The organism is Chryseobacterium binzhouense, from assembly GCF_007474545.1.
Taxonomy (GTDB): Bacteria; Bacteroidota; Bacteroidia; order Flavobacteriales; family Weeksellaceae; genus Chryseobacterium; species Chryseobacterium binzhouense.
This window is the reverse complement of record NZ_VKOG01000001.1, coordinates 918,302-934,465: the sequence shown is the minus strand read 5'-3', so window position 1 is coordinate 934,465 and position 16,164 is coordinate 918,302. Positions and strand designations below refer to the sequence as shown.

Annotated in this window: 17 protein-coding genes; 6 read left to right on the top strand and 11 right to left on the bottom strand. The window is 34.4% G+C overall.

The window, feature by feature from the left end; translation table 11 throughout:
- Positions 1–501 (bottom strand): ribonuclease H-like domain-containing protein, encoded by a 501-nt coding sequence (locus FNE73_RS04295; RefSeq protein WP_143883527.1) that lies wholly within the window; start codon positions 499–501, stop codon positions 1–3.
- Between the two features lie 18 nt (positions 502–519).
- Positions 520–2,085: a primase-helicase family protein gene (locus FNE73_RS04290; protein WP_143883526.1), complete on the bottom strand. Its 1,566-nt coding sequence runs from the start codon at positions 2,083–2,085 to the stop codon at positions 520–522.
- 124 nt (positions 2,086–2,209) lie between these two features.
- Between FNE73_RS04290 and FNE73_RS04285 the strand changes: the two genes are divergently transcribed.
- Positions 2,210–2,497: a hypothetical protein gene (locus FNE73_RS04285; RefSeq protein ID WP_143883525.1), complete on the top strand. Its 288-nt coding sequence runs from the start codon at positions 2,210–2,212 to the stop codon at positions 2,495–2,497.
- Positions 2,498–2,545: 48 nt separating this feature from the next.
- On the opposite strand, the gene FNE73_RS04280 is transcribed toward FNE73_RS04285, so the two are convergent.
- On the bottom strand, positions 2,546–3,535 hold the full coding sequence (locus tag FNE73_RS04280; protein ID WP_143883524.1) for a hypothetical protein: 990 nt from the start codon (positions 3,533–3,535) through the stop codon (positions 2,546–2,548).
- A gap of 484 nt (positions 3,536–4,019) precedes the next feature.
- Between FNE73_RS04280 and FNE73_RS04275 the strand changes: the two genes are divergently transcribed.
- From FNE73_RS04275 to FNE73_RS04255, 5 genes are all read left to right on the top strand, one after another.
- Entirely contained in the window at positions 4,020–5,243 is a 1,224-nt protein-coding gene (locus FNE73_RS04275) for a site-specific integrase (RefSeq protein WP_143883523.1), read from the top strand.
- 16 nt (positions 5,244–5,259) lie between these two features.
- Positions 5,260–6,174, top strand: a complete 915-nt coding sequence (locus tag FNE73_RS04270) for a hypothetical protein (RefSeq protein WP_143883522.1) — start codon at positions 5,260–5,262, stop codon at positions 6,172–6,174.
- Positions 6,175–6,332: 158 nt separating this feature from the next.
- On the top strand, positions 6,333–6,671 hold the full coding sequence (locus FNE73_RS04265; RefSeq protein WP_143883521.1) for a hypothetical protein: 339 nt from the start codon (positions 6,333–6,335) through the stop codon (positions 6,669–6,671).
- Between the two features lie 199 nt (positions 6,672–6,870).
- Positions 6,871–8,277 (top strand): DNA primase family protein, encoded by a 1,407-nt coding sequence (locus FNE73_RS04260; protein WP_143883520.1) that lies wholly within the window; start codon positions 6,871–6,873, stop codon positions 8,275–8,277.
- Between the two features lie 109 nt (positions 8,278–8,386).
- The gene (locus FNE73_RS04255; RefSeq protein ID WP_143883519.1) at positions 8,387–8,728 is read left to right on the top strand and encodes a hypothetical protein; all 342 of its coding nucleotides are present in this window, start codon (positions 8,387–8,389) and stop codon (positions 8,726–8,728) included.
- Positions 8,729–9,077: 349 nt separating this feature from the next.
- Here FNE73_RS04255 and FNE73_RS04250 read toward each other — a convergent pair whose 3' ends face one another.
- The 8 genes from FNE73_RS04250 to FNE73_RS04210 form a co-directional block, all read right to left on the bottom strand.
- A complete protein-coding gene (locus tag FNE73_RS04250) occupies positions 9,078–11,348 on the bottom strand; it encodes a multicopper oxidase domain-containing protein (RefSeq protein ID WP_143883518.1) in 2,271 nt (756 codons plus the stop codon).
- Between the two features lie 24 nt (positions 11,349–11,372).
- Positions 11,373–11,822 carry a heme-binding domain-containing protein gene (locus FNE73_RS04245; protein ID WP_143883517.1) on the bottom strand — a complete coding sequence of 150 codons (450 nt, stop codon included), beginning with the start codon at positions 11,820–11,822 and terminating at the stop codon, positions 11,373–11,375.
- Between the two features lies 1 nt (position 11,823).
- Positions 11,824–12,483 carry a DUF3347 domain-containing protein gene (locus FNE73_RS04240; protein ID WP_143883516.1) on the bottom strand — a complete coding sequence of 220 codons (660 nt, stop codon included), beginning with the start codon at positions 12,481–12,483 and terminating at the stop codon, positions 11,824–11,826.
- A 38-nt stretch (positions 12,484–12,521) separates the two neighbouring features.
- Positions 12,522–13,043: a DUF305 domain-containing protein gene (locus FNE73_RS04235; RefSeq protein WP_143883515.1), complete on the bottom strand. Its 522-nt coding sequence runs from the start codon at positions 13,041–13,043 to the stop codon at positions 12,522–12,524.
- Positions 13,044–13,053: 10 nt separating this feature from the next.
- Positions 13,054–13,938 carry a DUF3347 domain-containing protein gene (locus FNE73_RS04230; protein ID WP_143883514.1) on the bottom strand — a complete coding sequence of 295 codons (885 nt, stop codon included), beginning with the start codon at positions 13,936–13,938 and terminating at the stop codon, positions 13,054–13,056.
- 731 nt (positions 13,939–14,669) lie between these two features.
- Positions 14,670–15,128 (bottom strand): hypothetical protein, encoded by a 459-nt coding sequence (locus FNE73_RS04220; RefSeq protein WP_143883512.1) that lies wholly within the window; start codon positions 15,126–15,128, stop codon positions 14,670–14,672.
- A 7-nt stretch (positions 15,129–15,135) separates the two neighbouring features.
- Entirely contained in the window at positions 15,136–15,495 is a 360-nt protein-coding gene (locus FNE73_RS04215; RefSeq protein ID WP_143883511.1) for a hypothetical protein, read from the bottom strand.
- Positions 15,496–15,500: 5 nt separating this feature from the next.
- Positions 15,501–15,947, bottom strand: a complete 447-nt coding sequence (locus tag FNE73_RS04210; protein ID WP_143883510.1) for a hypothetical protein — start codon at positions 15,945–15,947, stop codon at positions 15,501–15,503.
- Positions 15,948–16,164 lie beyond the last annotated feature (217 nt).

Below are 16,164 nucleotides of genomic sequence, written 5' to 3'. Positions count from 1 at the left end.
TTAGTTATGATTTAGTTGTTGAGTTAAGTAATGATACAATTGTAAAGTCAGGTCTGTATCTTCACAGGCATATTTGGAGAGTTCTTCTTTCGGAACTTCGGTGATAACCCTACCGTTTAACATTTCTTCAAAGGAAATTTGGTGGTATTGCAGATGTCGTTCTGAAATTTCCTTTAGTCCGTGGGTTTTACGGTTAGGATCCAAGAGATAATCTAAAATCATGGTATCCCTGATTTCACCTTTAATTTCAATTCCGTACTGATGAAAGAATTTTAATTCAAACTTAGCATTGGAAAAGACTTTGGTAATCGTTTCATCTTCAAGTATCGGAAGCAATGGCTGTAAGAACTCTTTAGCCTTGGCTTTATTTTTATAAAAAGGGAGAACGATATTAAATCCCTTTCCTTTTTCAACAGATACAGCAACACTCACTATATGGTCTGTAAATGGGTCTAATCCCGTAGTCTCCAAGTCCATGACAAGGATCTTTCTTTTATTCATATTGTTACGTTTTAATAATTAATTTTTAGTGGTATTATCAGTACTGAAAAATTTCTGTAACTGATTAACCAGCCGTGTCAATTTATTAGCGGTATCAACTGTCCTGTAGTCGGTATCAACGCTATCAATAGTAATCATTGGCTTTAAGTCCTTTTCACTTAGAATTTCAAAGTACATTTTGGTATTCAGAGGAATCTCTCTGTAAGGAATCTGCTTGTATTCAAGATATTTCTTAACCTTTGTGGTAAATGTCCTCTGATTCGGGAGATACCTTTGATTGACATACCCACCTTTTGAAAACTTGCTGAACAGCTCTTTTTTATGAAGCTTGGTTTTTCCTTGTAGTTCCTCTTCCATAAAATCCAAGAATTCAATTCCAAGTTCAGAAACCAATCTCCGCTCATTTAGGTGGATAGATGGAGCTTCTATTAATCCTTCTGTTAAATACAGCTGAACACAGCTTAGCATATACAAAGTAAATTCGTCCCACTGCCTCTGATCCCAGTCTGTAAAGAAATAATGTCCGAAATCATCATATACAGTTAAATCTTTTCCATAGTGTGAACTCAATTCTATCTCATATCTTCTCCTGTCTGTACTGTTCCCAGCGAGAGCTTTCAAGATGTGGTTGCTGGTAATCACAACCTTAGGGGATTCCTCGAAAGGAATGTGGTATTCCTGCTTATATTTGACATTAACTGTAAAGCCGTCAGTGATCCGATTATAAAAAACTTCAAATCTCAGGTTATGCCCTGCATCATCTATTAATAAAACAGCTGTATAACGGCTGACCCTTTGGAAAGCAAAAATGTTGTTTCCTGTAAAATCTTTACCTGATAACGCACAGACAGCAACCATAAACCCAATTGCTTTGACAAACAACGATTTTCCTCTACCTCCTTCTGCAAGATCAGTTTCTTCTGTTTCATCAAGAAGATTAATAGCTTTAGCATTAGCTGCATCCTGATACCGATGAAGCAGATAACCGATAACGGACATAAAAGCCTTGTATCTTACTTCGTCTTGTCCAGCGATATTCCAGATAAATATTTGATATGGAATAATGAGCCTAGTAATCGCTTTCTTCGGAAGGAAAAAATTACGTTTTACAACTTGCTCATCCATTATCAGCCATTCTAAGTCTTTGTATTTTATGAGATCAATGCCATCCCTGTTAACTTTTACAGCCGTATTTAGAAAATAAAGATAGCTTTCATCCTTAGAGTCAAATTTCTGTTTGAACTCAATTTCTTTCAGAAAAAAAAGCGTTGTCTTATCGAACAACATGCTTGATTTAATGATAAAAGCCTCTTTAACATCATCTATAGGAACTTCTGCTTCAAATTTTACAAAATTCTCATCCAGCCATTGGAGTAACATCTGTACAATGTCTGACACTTCAATGATTCTGATAATATTATTCTCAATAAATACATATTCTCTTTCTTTGCCTATTTTAGCGACCATAATATTTAGAAAGACAAGGAAATTCAGAAAATCAATGGTTTTTATTCTGACATATTTCCCATCAACTATGTACCAAGGCACAAGAATGATCCCTGCGGGTATTTTTACTTTACGCATTATTTCTTATTTTTTAATGATTGAATTTTAGTGAACTCCAAAACCTCAGAAAGCTTATACCTAACATTCTTACCGATCGTATAAGAAGGAAAGCCGGAATGAGTTCTCTTAAAATTGTGGAAGTGTGAAATTGAGATCTGAAGCTGTTCGCATAACTGCTTATCAGTCAAAAGCTTCTCCTGACCCACAGGCGTCCCTGCCAATCCCAAACCTTGCTCCGTTAGCAGAGATAGTACTCTCTCCGCAATCCGAACTTCCAGTTCTGAAAAAACTTTTGCTAGATGATATGTTAGTGCGTTGGTATCCATTACTCAATTTTGCTGATGCAAGTTTATATAGAATAATGAAAATTTTAAGTGAAATGCGTAAAATCAAAAATTTAATGAATTTTTTACGCACTTATAAAAAGTAAAAATCCTTTTGAGGGGGATTGAGAAAATTCTGAAACCTAGTCTAATAACTATTTTATGTTTCTGCTTTTGGTAGTCAAGTATTGCTCCAGAGTAATTTTAGTATTTTTTTTCTTAAACGAAGAATAAGACTCTCGAATCTGAGGAAATGCATTATACATAACCTTCATAAAATCCTTTTTTGTAGCAGTATATATTCGAACTTTATTCAGCAATTTTTTACGTGCTTTTTTAAAGTTCTTAGTAGCTTCCCTCTGGTTCGCTATATGATCAGTTAATTCTGATTGGATTTCATTATATTTTTTATAAATTTTGAAAAAAATATTGTGAATTACAGTGCTATTATCAAACTCTAAATCCAATAACTCTACAATATCATTATTACCTGTAAAAGAAAATGAATTGATAAATAACATACCTATCTGCTCATAATCTAACTCATTTTCAAAAGCACTAAAAAAATAATTTTTAAAATTCTCAAAAAATTCAGAAGATGCAATAACTGACATTTCTGTTCCGGTCGATAAAGCATATTCTTTATCTTCTTCAGAATAGAAGCTACTAACAAACTCTGGATTTTCTTTGTATGTAATTTTTGTAGGAACAGAATAGAGTGGAAGCCTAAACCTTAAATTACTCATTTTAGGTTTAAAAAAATGTTTTTCAAAGCCAGTAGCTCTTTTTTTTATAAGTTTTGCTCTTCTCTGCAGAGTTTTAAATTGTGTATTATCAATATACAGTAAAAGATCAACTGCATTATGTTTTAATTTTCTAATTTCAGAATTTCTTTCACCATCAGATGTTTTAAATATTTTATCCAGTTCTATACTTAAAAAACTGTTATCTAATTCCCCGAAATAAATTTTAGCGTAATAGCATATAAAATATTGTTCTTGAATCGTATACTTTTTAATGCTATCACTGAAATAGCTTTTTTCCAAATCGTTTCTATATAGTTGATCCAAGAACTCAAATACCTTTGAAACAGATAAAGGAGAAAGATCTGTAAGATGAGTTTTTATACGTTCATATTTTGGCATAGAAGACTTTTGGAAGGGCTAAGGTAAAAATATTCATGGAAATTTAAGGAAATATTGCAAGTTGACGAAAACGGAAACTTTTTAATGCTCTTTAGACAAACACATTTCTGAGATAAATTTGTAAAATGACTTCTTAATTTTTATTATCACATAATCATTTTAATATTTATTTTAAAAAAGAAACACATTCTTGCAAAGTCAATCCAGCAAGGCTTTTCCGGGGAAGTTTAAGCGTATATTTCAGCGTTGCGATTTTGGCAAATAAAAAAGCCCCATAAATAGGGGCTTGTCGAATTTTTGTAGTGGTCCCACCTGGGCTCGAACCAGGGACCACCTGATTATGAGTAAGGGGTCACGGTATTTACTTTAGCTTACTTTTATTTACAATAATACTGTTTTTCAATCACTTATAACAAGAATTCATTTTGAATTTTGACTTATTTTTACTATTTTTGACTTTCAACCTTGACCTATAACTTGACCTATGGCAACAACACAACTAATGCTACGAAATAAACCTAAAGCAGACGGAAGTCTTCCAATTGTTTTTAAAGTATATCTAGGCAATAAATCTAAAATTTTGACTACACCATTTTCCGTACAGGAGAATCAATGGGATGCCAAAAATAAAAAAGTGAAATCGTCTCATGGCAAAGCACGTGAAATTAACGAAACTCTGAAAAAACTAGATACCCGTCTTAATGAAGCAATAATAGAACTGGAATCCGAAGAGCTTGATTACAATTTAAATGATATTGTTACAAAATTCTTAACACAATCAGCAGGTAACAAGATAAAATCTACTTCTGTGAAAGATTTTTTTCAGCAGAGAGTTGATTCATTAGATGAATTAACCAGATTTGGATATGCTAAAGCAATTAAAGAATCTATGCAAGCATTGTTCAGATTTGATAAAAACGAAGACCTTAGATTTAAAGATATTGATTTTGAATATTTAGTAAAATACGAAAATTTCTTAGCAAAAACGTGCAATAACGCAACTATAAGAATTAGAATGACTGATTTAAGGACATTATTTAACCTTGCCATACGGTCAGGATATGCAAAAAAAGAAGATTACCCATTCAAAAATTATAGTATTCAGAAAAGACTAAAAATGCAATCTCGCAAAATCGCATTGAGTACAGAGCAGTTTGCAATGTTCAAAAGTTTTGATTGTGGAAAGTTCCCCAAATATACAGACACTTACAAAATGTTTCTGTTTTCTTACTATGTTGGAGGAATGAATTTTAAGGACATGGCATTTTTAGAATGGAATAGCATAAAAGGCGACCGCCTGCATTACACCCGAAGCAAAACAGGTCGGGATTTTAATGTTCCTTTACGGGCAGAAGCATTAGAAATTTTGGAGTATTACAGAAGCTATGTAAGACCAGAAGCAACAAAATATATCTTTCCTGTTATCCTAAAAAATGGACTTGTTGATAAGCAGTTACACGGGAGATACAGAAGATGTTTAAGAATATTTAATTCTGGGCTGAAATTCATAGCAGAGCAAATAGGAATTGACGAAGATATAACCAGCTATGTAAGCCGTCATTCCTTTGCCACACATTTAAAATTCAATAATGTTTCTTCAGATGTGATTAGTCAAGTAATGGGACATTCTTCTGTTGCTGTCACAAACTCATATTTGAAAGATTTTGAGGATGATATTATTGATGATGCTTTCAGTAAATTAGCGTAACCAAAGTACAAACAAAATGGAACAAAAAAGCCTTACAACAATATTAGCAGAAAAACTTGGACTTGACCCTGCACAAAATACAGATACCCGATACCAAAAACTAGATAAATTACTTAAAGTCATATCTGACGATGATTTGACTAGATTCATCAATAAAAACCTTCCTGCTACAAGGGCGAAAGATAAACAGGAACTTTTAACACATTTTCAAAAATACCTCCGAACCCATTTTACAGAGGAGATTCTGAAATATTACGACCAATCTTTTACCAATCGAGCTGCACAGATAGACCACTGCAAAACGAGAATAAGTGTTTACAAAGAAACCTTGCAAAAACAACAGCATAGCGATACATGTTATGAATATTTTCATGTTATTTTGGAAGAATTATCTTTGATAGAAAAGATTATCAGCAGGGTAAAAAGCAATAACATTCCTGAAACACCACAAACTCAAGGTACAGCCACGACCAGAACAGCGGTATCTCGACATGAGCGGTTACAACCCCTAGTCAAGCAAACTGTTTTTGGGCTGAACTTTGATTTTATCGGAAAATTATATGATAACCTTTTGATAGAGGGTTTTGTTCATGAATCCAGTACGCAAGAAATGTTTTTACAGCATTTTTTTGTAGATACTGTTCCTGAAACTCGGATAGTATTGCATGGGAGAAGCCAATCCGACATCGGATATTTGATTGATTCCTTACGAGAATTCTTCAAAGAAGATTATCAGGACAAAACTCTTTTTAACACATTCTGGGCAGAAAGATTCGAGTTTCAGACTAATGGTGACGCTCGGACTCCAAAAGTCAAAGATAAAAATGGTATCAGCAGGATGATTAGTGAAGTGAAAGTAGGCAATAGAAAGTCAGCAAAAGAATGTATAATCAATCAAATTGTCGAAAATCTCAAAACCGTTCCGCAGTAATTCCGCATAAACTTAACGTAAAACTTTTGAAACTCCTTTATACAGGGAGTTTTTGTTTTTTGCGGAATGCTTTATTCCTCGACCGTTCCGCATTTCCTGCCATACTTTTGTAAACACATTCAGCAACGAAGCTGAGTATAGAAACAACAAAAAAGATTATGGTAAAAATTTTAACAGAATTCAAAGAAATGCTGATGAGCATTTTGAGCGAATTAAAGGAACTGAAAGAAACAGTCCGAATGTCAACTATTTTGAATAAGGAAGTATTAGACGTAAACGAAGCTGCCGTACTTACAGGGTATAAGGTAAGCTATCTTCATAAACTTAGTAGTGTCGGAACAGATTTACCCATTTATTCATCTTCAGGAAACGGAAAACTTTACTTTAAAAGATTGGAGTTATTGGAATGGATGACAAAACACAAAAGAAATAATTTCAATGATTTTCAGAATCAGGTAGATGATTATTTCTCAAAAAAAGGTAAAAAAGCAGCATAATAAAACCTTATGCGCTAGTGTACAAGGCTGGGAAAGCAGAATCTTTTTACTATTACACCGCACTAAAACTCTGTGCGTGAACACCGTGATAGCCTTGTAAATCCCCTAAAACAATTTTTATAACAAACCCTAAAGACATAGCAAAAAAAGCTGTGTATAGCCCTTGCTGTGTCTTTTTTTAAGAAACAAAGAATAAAAAATGAGTAAAGAAAAAGTAGTACAATCTCAGCATGAGATTTTAGAGCAATTATTAAATGAAATCAATAGAGTAGATTTCAGAACGTTTTTGAACTTACCCGAAAACGAAAACACTAAACAAAAACATCTTTTAGTAGGTATTATAAAAAATCTGAGCGAAGTTGCAAAGGCTAATAAATGGAGCTTATGCAAAAGTTTTGATTATACTTATATCTATAACGGAGAGTACTGGAAACAGTTGGATAAAGACGAATTAAAAGACTTTCTGGGCAAATGTGCCGCTAAAATGGGTTGCCCTGATTATGATGCCGCTCATTATGAGTTCAAAGATAAACTGTTAAAGCAGTTCCTGACCGACTGCCATTTATCACAGCCCGTTCCCGATGAAAATAAAATGATAATCAACCTCCAGAATGGGACTTTTGAATTTGAAAATGATACGTGGACGCTTCGTGACTTCGATTCAGCAGATTTTATGACCTATCAGCTCCCGTTTTGCTATGATGAGACAGCCACTTGTCCTATGTTCAACAGCTATCTGGATAAAGTTTTGCCTGATAAAGACAGTCAGATGATATTACAGGAGTTTGCCGGATATATTTTCACCAAACTGAATCTTGAAAAAATGTTGATGCTCACAGGCTCAGGACAAAACGGGAAAAGTGTATTTTTTGATATTATATGTGCTTTGCTTGGCAGAGAGAATGTTTTACAATATACGCTCGGAGCATTTTCAAGTGAGTACAACAGAGCAAAATTGACAGATGTATTGCTTAATTACAGCAGTGAAAAAGGGACTGATGTAAACCCCGATACCTTTAAAGCATTAGTCAGCGGTGAACCGTTACAGGCAAGAGAACCTTATGGCAGAAGTTTCACTTTGCATAATACCGTCAGATTTATTATTAATGCTAATGAGCTTCCGAGTGAAATTGAGCTTACAGATGCTTTTTTCAGAAGATGGATTATTATTCCTTTTGAAGTTCAAATCAGTGAAGAGGAAAAAGATATTGATTTGTCTAAAAAAATAATTGCAAATGAATTAGCAGGAGTTTTCAATTGGCTTTTACAGGGATTGGACAGAATTGTTAAAAACAGAAGATTTACCCATAGCGAAAAAGTCAATAATGCCATAGATGAGTTTAAATGGCAATCAGATAAGGTTAACTTATTCATTGATGAATTCAACTATACGGCATCGGATACAAACAAAGTACATCTATCCGACCTGTACAAAGACTATAAGCAGTTTTGTCAGGATGATGGCTATAAGCCACTTGGAAAGAATAAATTTTCAAAGAAACTGGAAAGCAAAAAATTTGAAAAATCCAGAGCGAGTAATGGTTCTATCTGTTTCGGTATGGCTTCCGCTCAATCAGATAATATTGATGACTTTTTGCCTTTCTAAAAAAAAGATTTGTTTTTAAGATTCAGTTTTTCAGTTTTTCGGAGAATTATGAAAAACTGAATTTCTGAACCTCGTTTTAAACATTTTTTTTCAAACAAATATTATAAACATGATTAGAGAAAAATATATCATCAACAGAAAAACGGTACAGGATTTTGAAAATGAGATTGGATTTTACATAGAATCAGACTATACCATTGTCTTGTATGACAAAAAAGACGGTTCGATAATGGGTGTGCTGTATAATAAATTTGAGGGTTGGCTGGAAATAGATATTAATCCGGTATACAAAATCCAGCCGTTACAGGTAGAAATACACTTACTGCATTTTTTAGATAATGAGGATGACCCTCTATGGAATCCCTCTAAAAAATATCTTTCGGATATTCGCATTGTTTGTCAAGGTATGTCAAAATGGAAAGATAGTGTTGGGTATATTTATTGGAATTAATCTATAAATCGATTTTTGAATTACTCTAAAATTAAAATGATTGGCTTTACCTATTTGCGGTAGAACCAATCATTTATATTTTGCAAATTGAAATTAAAATTTCAGTGTTGCCAAATTTTAAAATAATATTATTATACTTTTTTGTTTCTTCAAATTACCTGTTCTTCAGTTTGCTCTAAAAATGCTGTTTTATATTTGGGTTAAAATTTAATTATAAAACTCGATTTTTCAATTGATGATGTCATTATAGCTTTACTACCATCATAATAAGCATCCTTGTTAAACCAAGTGACATATAGGAAGCGGTTTTCGTTATCACTATAATTTTTTAAGCTTGATATTTACATCTTTAATAATTAAGAGAAAGTCCTATACCAAACCCCATATCACTATCATAGTGTGTACGAATACCCATATTTTTATTGATGATGTACTTTAAATCTACCATATACTCTTTATCTGTATTCAACATAAAGCCCGCTCTTAATCTCTTGGAAATAGGAATATCTTCACGCATTAATGACAGTCGCACAATACCGTCGTGATAAACTTCTGCCTGAAAATTAACAAGCATAGGCAACGTGTACATAAATCCTAAACTAAAAGCCCTGCGTGTGTCTTTTTCATTTTTCTGTCCGAATAGATTGATTTCGTGTTCGTCCATTCCCATTTTACGATAACGCCAATCAAACCCGATGAAAGGCATAAACCATTGCATTTTTCCGATGTATCTTCCTAAATGTGTTTCTACTTCATAACCGTGCATATCGTTATAGCCTAATCGCCATTCTGTACCTAAACTCCATCTTGCATTCTGATACATTGCTTCGCCATCATTACCATTGGTTGCAAAATCGTTTTGTGCCATAAAGTGTGGCATATTGCTTTCTCGTTGCAGTTTATTGTATGCTTGCTTTTTATTGGGCAAATATGGATTTAGATAATCATCTACCGCAAAAACCCTGTTCATTCCCGACATCATATGATAAAGGATATGGCAGTGAAAAAACCAATCGCCTTCTTCATTGGCTAAAAATTCTATGGTGTCTGTTTCCATTGGCATAATATCCAATACGTTTTTCAATGGAGATTTTTCGCCTTTGCCATTAATTACTCTAAAATCGAACCCGTGTAGATGCATTGGGTGTCGCATCATTGAGTTGTTGTAAATGGTAATGCGTAAAATTTCTCCCTTTTTAACAGGTATTTTATCTGTTTCAGAAAGTATTCTATTGTCCATACTCCACACGTAGCGGTTCATATTTCCAGTAAGGGTAAATTTTATTTCCTTTACTGGTGCATCTTTGGGAAGTGATGTGTTGTATGGTGATTGTAACATTGCATAGTTCAAGGTTTTAATATCTCCCAAAGCATTTGCATTGTAGCGGTTTGGGTCTTCGTCCATTTTCATATTGTGCGTGCTATGGTCTTGTTTTTGCTTTGCATCGCCCGTAATTTCAGGATACATTACTACATTCATGTCCATTTGGTTAAGGCTCATTTTCATTCCCATATCATCTAAATCGCCATTCATCTTCATCATATCGTTCATCATTTTCATACCCTCAAAATATTTTAGGCGAGGAAGAGGCGAAATGAGCTGTTTGATGCCATTACCCACAAAATAGCTTGCAGATTGTGTACGGTCTTCTGTTGTGGCTAAAAACTCATAGGATACACCGTCTTCGGGAATGGTAATTACAATATCATACGTTTCTGAAACCGCAATGATTAATCTATCTACTTCTACAGGCTCTACATCATTGCCGTCATTGGCTACAACGGTAATTTTTCCGCCTGCATATCGCAGCCAGAAATATGAAGATGCACCACCATTGGAAACTCGTAATCTTACTTTGTCCCCCGCTTTTAATTTCTTGCCATCTACTGTTTTTAAGTCTGTGGCATTATTGCCATTGATTAAAATTTTATCGTAATACACATCGCTAACATCCATTGCCAACATACGCTTCCATTCGTTAGTAAGCTTTGTTTTAAAATGTCCTTCCCTTATAGCTTCTACATAAGATTGTGTCGCATTTTTTTTGATAGCCGCCCAATCGTTTGCATTATGTAACATACGGTTGATGTTATCAGGATTAAGGTTAGTCCATTCGCTCAAGATTATAGGTACTGTGGGCAAATCATCAATTCCTTTTCTAAAGGTTTTATCATCAGTTCGTTTTTTCATCACAAAACTCCCATACATCCCTATTTGCTCCTGCAAACCCGAATGCGAGTGATACCAATGCGTTCCGTGTTGGATAATTGGGAAACGGTAGGTGTAGGTAGCTCCTGGTTCTATCGGTTTTTGTGTTAACCACGGCACACCATCTTCTTTGTTTGGTAAAAATACTCCGTGCCAATGCAATGAAGTACTTTCCTTTAATTGATTATGTACTACAATTTCGGCGGTGTCACCTTCCGTAAATGTAAGCGTAGGCATTGGTATTTGTCCGTTTACTGCTATGGCTTTTTTTTCCTTGCCTGCGTAATTTACCAGTGTATCTTTTACATACAAATCGTAGCGAACCACTTTTTGTGCAAAAAGAGATTGTGCATAAAGCAGTAAAATAACTGCCTGAAACAATCTAATTTTTATATTTTTGGGTATATCCATTTTATCGTAATTTTTATAAGAAACTTAATTTTGTTCTTTTAACCAATTGGTTAATATTTTAATTTGCGCATCATTCAGTTTTGCATTATTGTGCATTATAGTATAGGATGATAAGGGCATTTGCTTTGCTTCAATCTGTTCTTTAATTGAGTTAATTAATCTTTCCTGTTTTCGATTAGAATAATTGCCCCATTCGTTAAAATTCAACTCTTCTTTACCCTTTTTGATATGATTTTCTACCAATGCTCTTGCTGGCTGAATGTAATCGTACCAAACGTAGTTTGTATTACTACTATGGCAATCGTAACACGAAGCTTGAAGCATTACTTTTACCTCGATAGGCATTTTATATGCCTGTGTAAAATCTGTAGTGTAAGCCTGCCCCTCATCTACATTAAAGGCAGGTTGATAAAATTGTATTTCAATAAAAATTAACAAGACTACTGTCAAAATTATCTTTAATACTTTTTTCATTTTACAACTCTTTCTTTACAGAACCACAGGTAAGCATCTGACTTCCATAGTATGGATTTTTGATTGTCTTTGTTTCGCTAATCCAAACAGCACCTGTACCATCATTGTACATAGGACAATAGTCTTTATACAATTTCTGATTAGTTCCAAATAACGCTATAAGGTCTGAAACATCTTTACTAAGCGAAGCCAAATGTTCTCTTTGGTGGTCTATCTTTCCTGCGTTGTCGCCAATATGCTCTGCATTTTCTCTTGCATTTTCAGCTATCTCCATATATTGTTGATGCTTATTTGCTGGTATGGATTTCATATCTACATTTTTCAAAGTGCTGAACAACTGTTTGCCTGCACTGGCTGCTGCCTTGTCATTATCTGCAACAAGTGCGTTTTTTAAAGCCAAATAATCCTTAACAATTGGTGCAATAGAGAAGTTTTTTGCCTGCTCTTTTACATCTGAATTTTCTGCTACTTTAGTTAATGTATCAACTGGGACAGTAGAAATTACTGTATCATTTTGTTCTGATGATTGCAAATTTTGATTTGCAGATACTATTGTACTATCATTAGCTTGTTGTTCGTTATTTTTATTCGTTTGGTTGCAGGAAACTGTTATTGCCGCAACTGATACCAATGCGATGATGGAAAAAAATATATTTTTCATTTTAATTGCTATTTAATGTTATTAAAGATTTTGTTGTATTACTTGTTATTAAATTCCTTCAGTTTTCGCTTCATAAATTCTATTTCCTTTGCCTGTGTTTCGAGTATATTTTTTTGTAGCTCTATCAGTTCGGGGTCGGTTAGCTTTGCTTTTTCAGACATTAATACTGCTGCTGCGTGGTGCGGTATCATTCCTTTTACAAATTGTTTATCGCCCACGTTTATTTGCTCCCTAATACCAAACCAAGAGAAGATGCCAATCACAAGAGATGCTATAATAATTGCCAAGTTGATTTTTTTGTTTTGATACATTCCTTTCATTATCCATAATTCAATGACCAACATTGCTGAAACCATAAGCAGGGTCATATATAAATTATTAATGTTTGGGATAAGATTATCTAACCCGTCAATCATTGCATACATAAGGAAATACATTGCTGCGAACATCGCAACAGCCATTATAGCAAACCGCTTATACATTGCCGAAGAATGTTTGGTGTTATGCCCCTCATTAGGCGTATGGCGCTGCATACCTTGTTTGTTTTCTATATTTTCCATAACTGGGAATTTATTTATTATTAATTGTTTCCTGTACACTACCGCAGGTTAGCATTTGATTACCATAGTATGGGTTTTTTACCGCTTCTTGCTTGCTTAGCCAATTAGCACCTTTCCCATTATTGTACATCGGGCAATGCTGATAGTAAACAGGTGTTTCCTGTTTTGATACTTTAGCTAATTCGTACATATTCTTAGAAAGCAAAGCGAATGTTTCCCTTTGTTTGGCAACATCTTTGGAAGTGGCAATCTTTTCGGCATTTGCCATTAAGTCTTTCATTACTTTCATCCAAGCTGTATGCTCGTCAGTCGAAAGTTTTGCCATCTCTACCGATTTGATAGCTTTTACCAATTCGGCAGCTTTTACAGATGAAGTTCCTGCATCAGTTTTTACCAAAGCATCCTTCACTGAAAAATAATTGTCGAAAACAGCTTTTAATTGTGGTGCATTTTGGGTATCAGCAGTATTTGTTGCAATCATTTCGTTATGGCTATGGTTGGTGTGTCCGTTTTTCATATCCATACCCGCATCATTAGATTTTGCGATTGGTTTTAATTCTCTGCTGTACTGGCAACATCCCGGCAGCTTTGCATACACGTCATCAGGTGCTAAGAATTTTTCGCTGTCGTAACCTGCTAAAGCGATACGTTTCAATATTTCATCCTGATTGGTCTTATCCCTATCATAAGTGAGCGTAGCCATTTTAGTATCCTTGTTCCATTCCACATTGGCTACCTTTTTTTCGTTGCCTGCTTTTTCAATAGTGGTTTTACACATACCGCAATTACCGTAAATTTTTACGGTTTCTGTTTTCGCATTCTTTATTTGAGCGAAACTGTTTATTGATGATAATAATACAGCGATTACCATCATTATTTTTGATAATGATTTCATTTTTAAAATTTTTTAAATTGAATAAGATATACTAAAGGGGTGCGACAACCTCATTGGGTTCTCGACAAGACATACCTGTGGCTATCAAGCCATCGTTTTAGCTTATTTTAGGCGGTTGCCAAATGGATGAGTAGTCTAAAGAATAATAGACTTGTTTAAAACCGAATTTTTGCTTTTTAGTTTCAGCAAAAGGGTCTGTTACTTTTAAATCAATGGGAATTGGTAGGCTCACAAAAGATGAAGAAGTGCTGCATCTACAAGAACTATGATTACAATCGCCACAGCAATCGTGACCATTCTTACATTTTTTACAGGACTTGTCCTTGCAACTTTCTTTATGGTTTGATTTTTTAGATTTTTCTTTTGAGCAGGATTTTTGTTCTGTGTTCACTGTTTTTTTAGCACAAGCATAGCATATGCTCGGCGCAAGAAAAAATCCTACACACAATAAAATAATAAAGCTGATATGTTTACTCAAAGTTTTCAACACTACAAAATTATGAATTTTATCTTAATAATTGGATTTCATCAATTCCTGATTTAAGTATTTTTTTTTAAATTTCCCGTTTAAATAAATTTGCGAGTAATAGTTAAAGTACAATAATAATTGATATAAATTTATATAAGTATTGGTATTATATAGCAGATTCTTTGTTAACCCCTTTGTTCATTAATGTTTACAAAGATAAAAAGTAAGCCCGAACCCACAAGGTCAAGGCTTTGTTTTTTTTCTACATTTTCACCAAGTCAAACCATGTTCCGTTACTATTATCTTTCCACTGAATCTGAGTAGCTGATACTTTCCTGAACTCAAAACTCTGTGTTGTGGTTGTGATGTTATATTTGACAGTAAAGTTATATTGTGTACCACTGTTAACAGTTTCGTCAACACTTCCACCGTTTGGACTTGATTTAACTGTTCCCGTCATACTCTGTTCGCTTACACCTGTTACGACTAATATAAAATCATCTGCTGTAAATCTGAACAGCTTGTTTGAGGTTGTTCCATTAGTCACGCCCCAAGTTCCCTGAATCCATGTTGGCGGATGAAAATATTGGGTTGTTGCAGGTGTCTGTTGATTGGTTGGGGTGTTATCGTCATCGTTACTGCTAGAACAGTTTACGGTTACTAATGATAATACGGTTAGGGATAATGCTATCGTAACAGCTTTGAAATAGTTTTTTTTCATAATAATATCAAGGTTTTATGTTAATATATCTTGTTCCGTCTCCTGCGAGATTCATAATCTCTAACCTGTTTTTGTTATAAGAAAAAAAGTTGAGTTTGTTTTGTCTGTCCCGTATCATGCAATTGATAGACGGGGTGGTAATATCGCAATAGCTGTCAATCTTGAAAACATAGGGAGTGGGAAATTCAGAATCTATTACACTGATTGTGTTTTTCGTTTTGTTCACGACAATCTTTGTTTTCCGTGTGGCGAGTTCCGTTACATTCATGTTTTTGACAATCTGAACCATATTGTAACTGAATGTTTTTGTTTGTGCAGATAGTTGTAATGTCAGGCTTACTGCTAGACCTAGTAAAATCTTTTTCATACTTGTTATTCGGTGATTATTAAAAAACTGTTTCTTTTTTCGCTTGCTTCTGCATAACTGCCAAATACAAACATTTCTTTCTTTTTGACCCTGCCATTACGAATTTTCGCATCGGATGAACTGAGATAGTTTGAAATTATCAGGTCTTCCATCTGTGCTTTTTCATCCTCGCTCAAGTCTGTGGTTATATCCTGGATTCCTGAGACAAAGTTGGCTTGTCTTGTATCCATTCCGTAATCTTCTTCAACAAGCAACCGAACAAATACGTATTGTTTTTGAGCTTTGGCGTGTGCTTCAAGTTTGCGGTCGATTTCTTCAAACTGAATCTTTTCATTGGCTTTCATACGTGCCTGTATAGAATCAATATAAGGGTCGGGTTCTCTAGTGGGTTTGGATTTTTCACAGGATAATACCGTGAGTAACAGTAGTGCAGAGAGCAGAATCTTTTTCATAAATGAGTGCTGTTCACTCCGAGCCTAAAAGTTTGTTTTTGGGTTGTAAAATAGAAAAAGGACGTAGGCTCGTAATTCTTACTTACTAATAGAGGCTCTGGTAAGCCTTGTAGTGCAAGTAAGCGAAACCCACGCCCAATAGTTATAAAGGACGTGAGCGTTCAACTCACCATTCTGCACTACTTTTTGAATTTACCAGATTCCTATTAGCAGAATA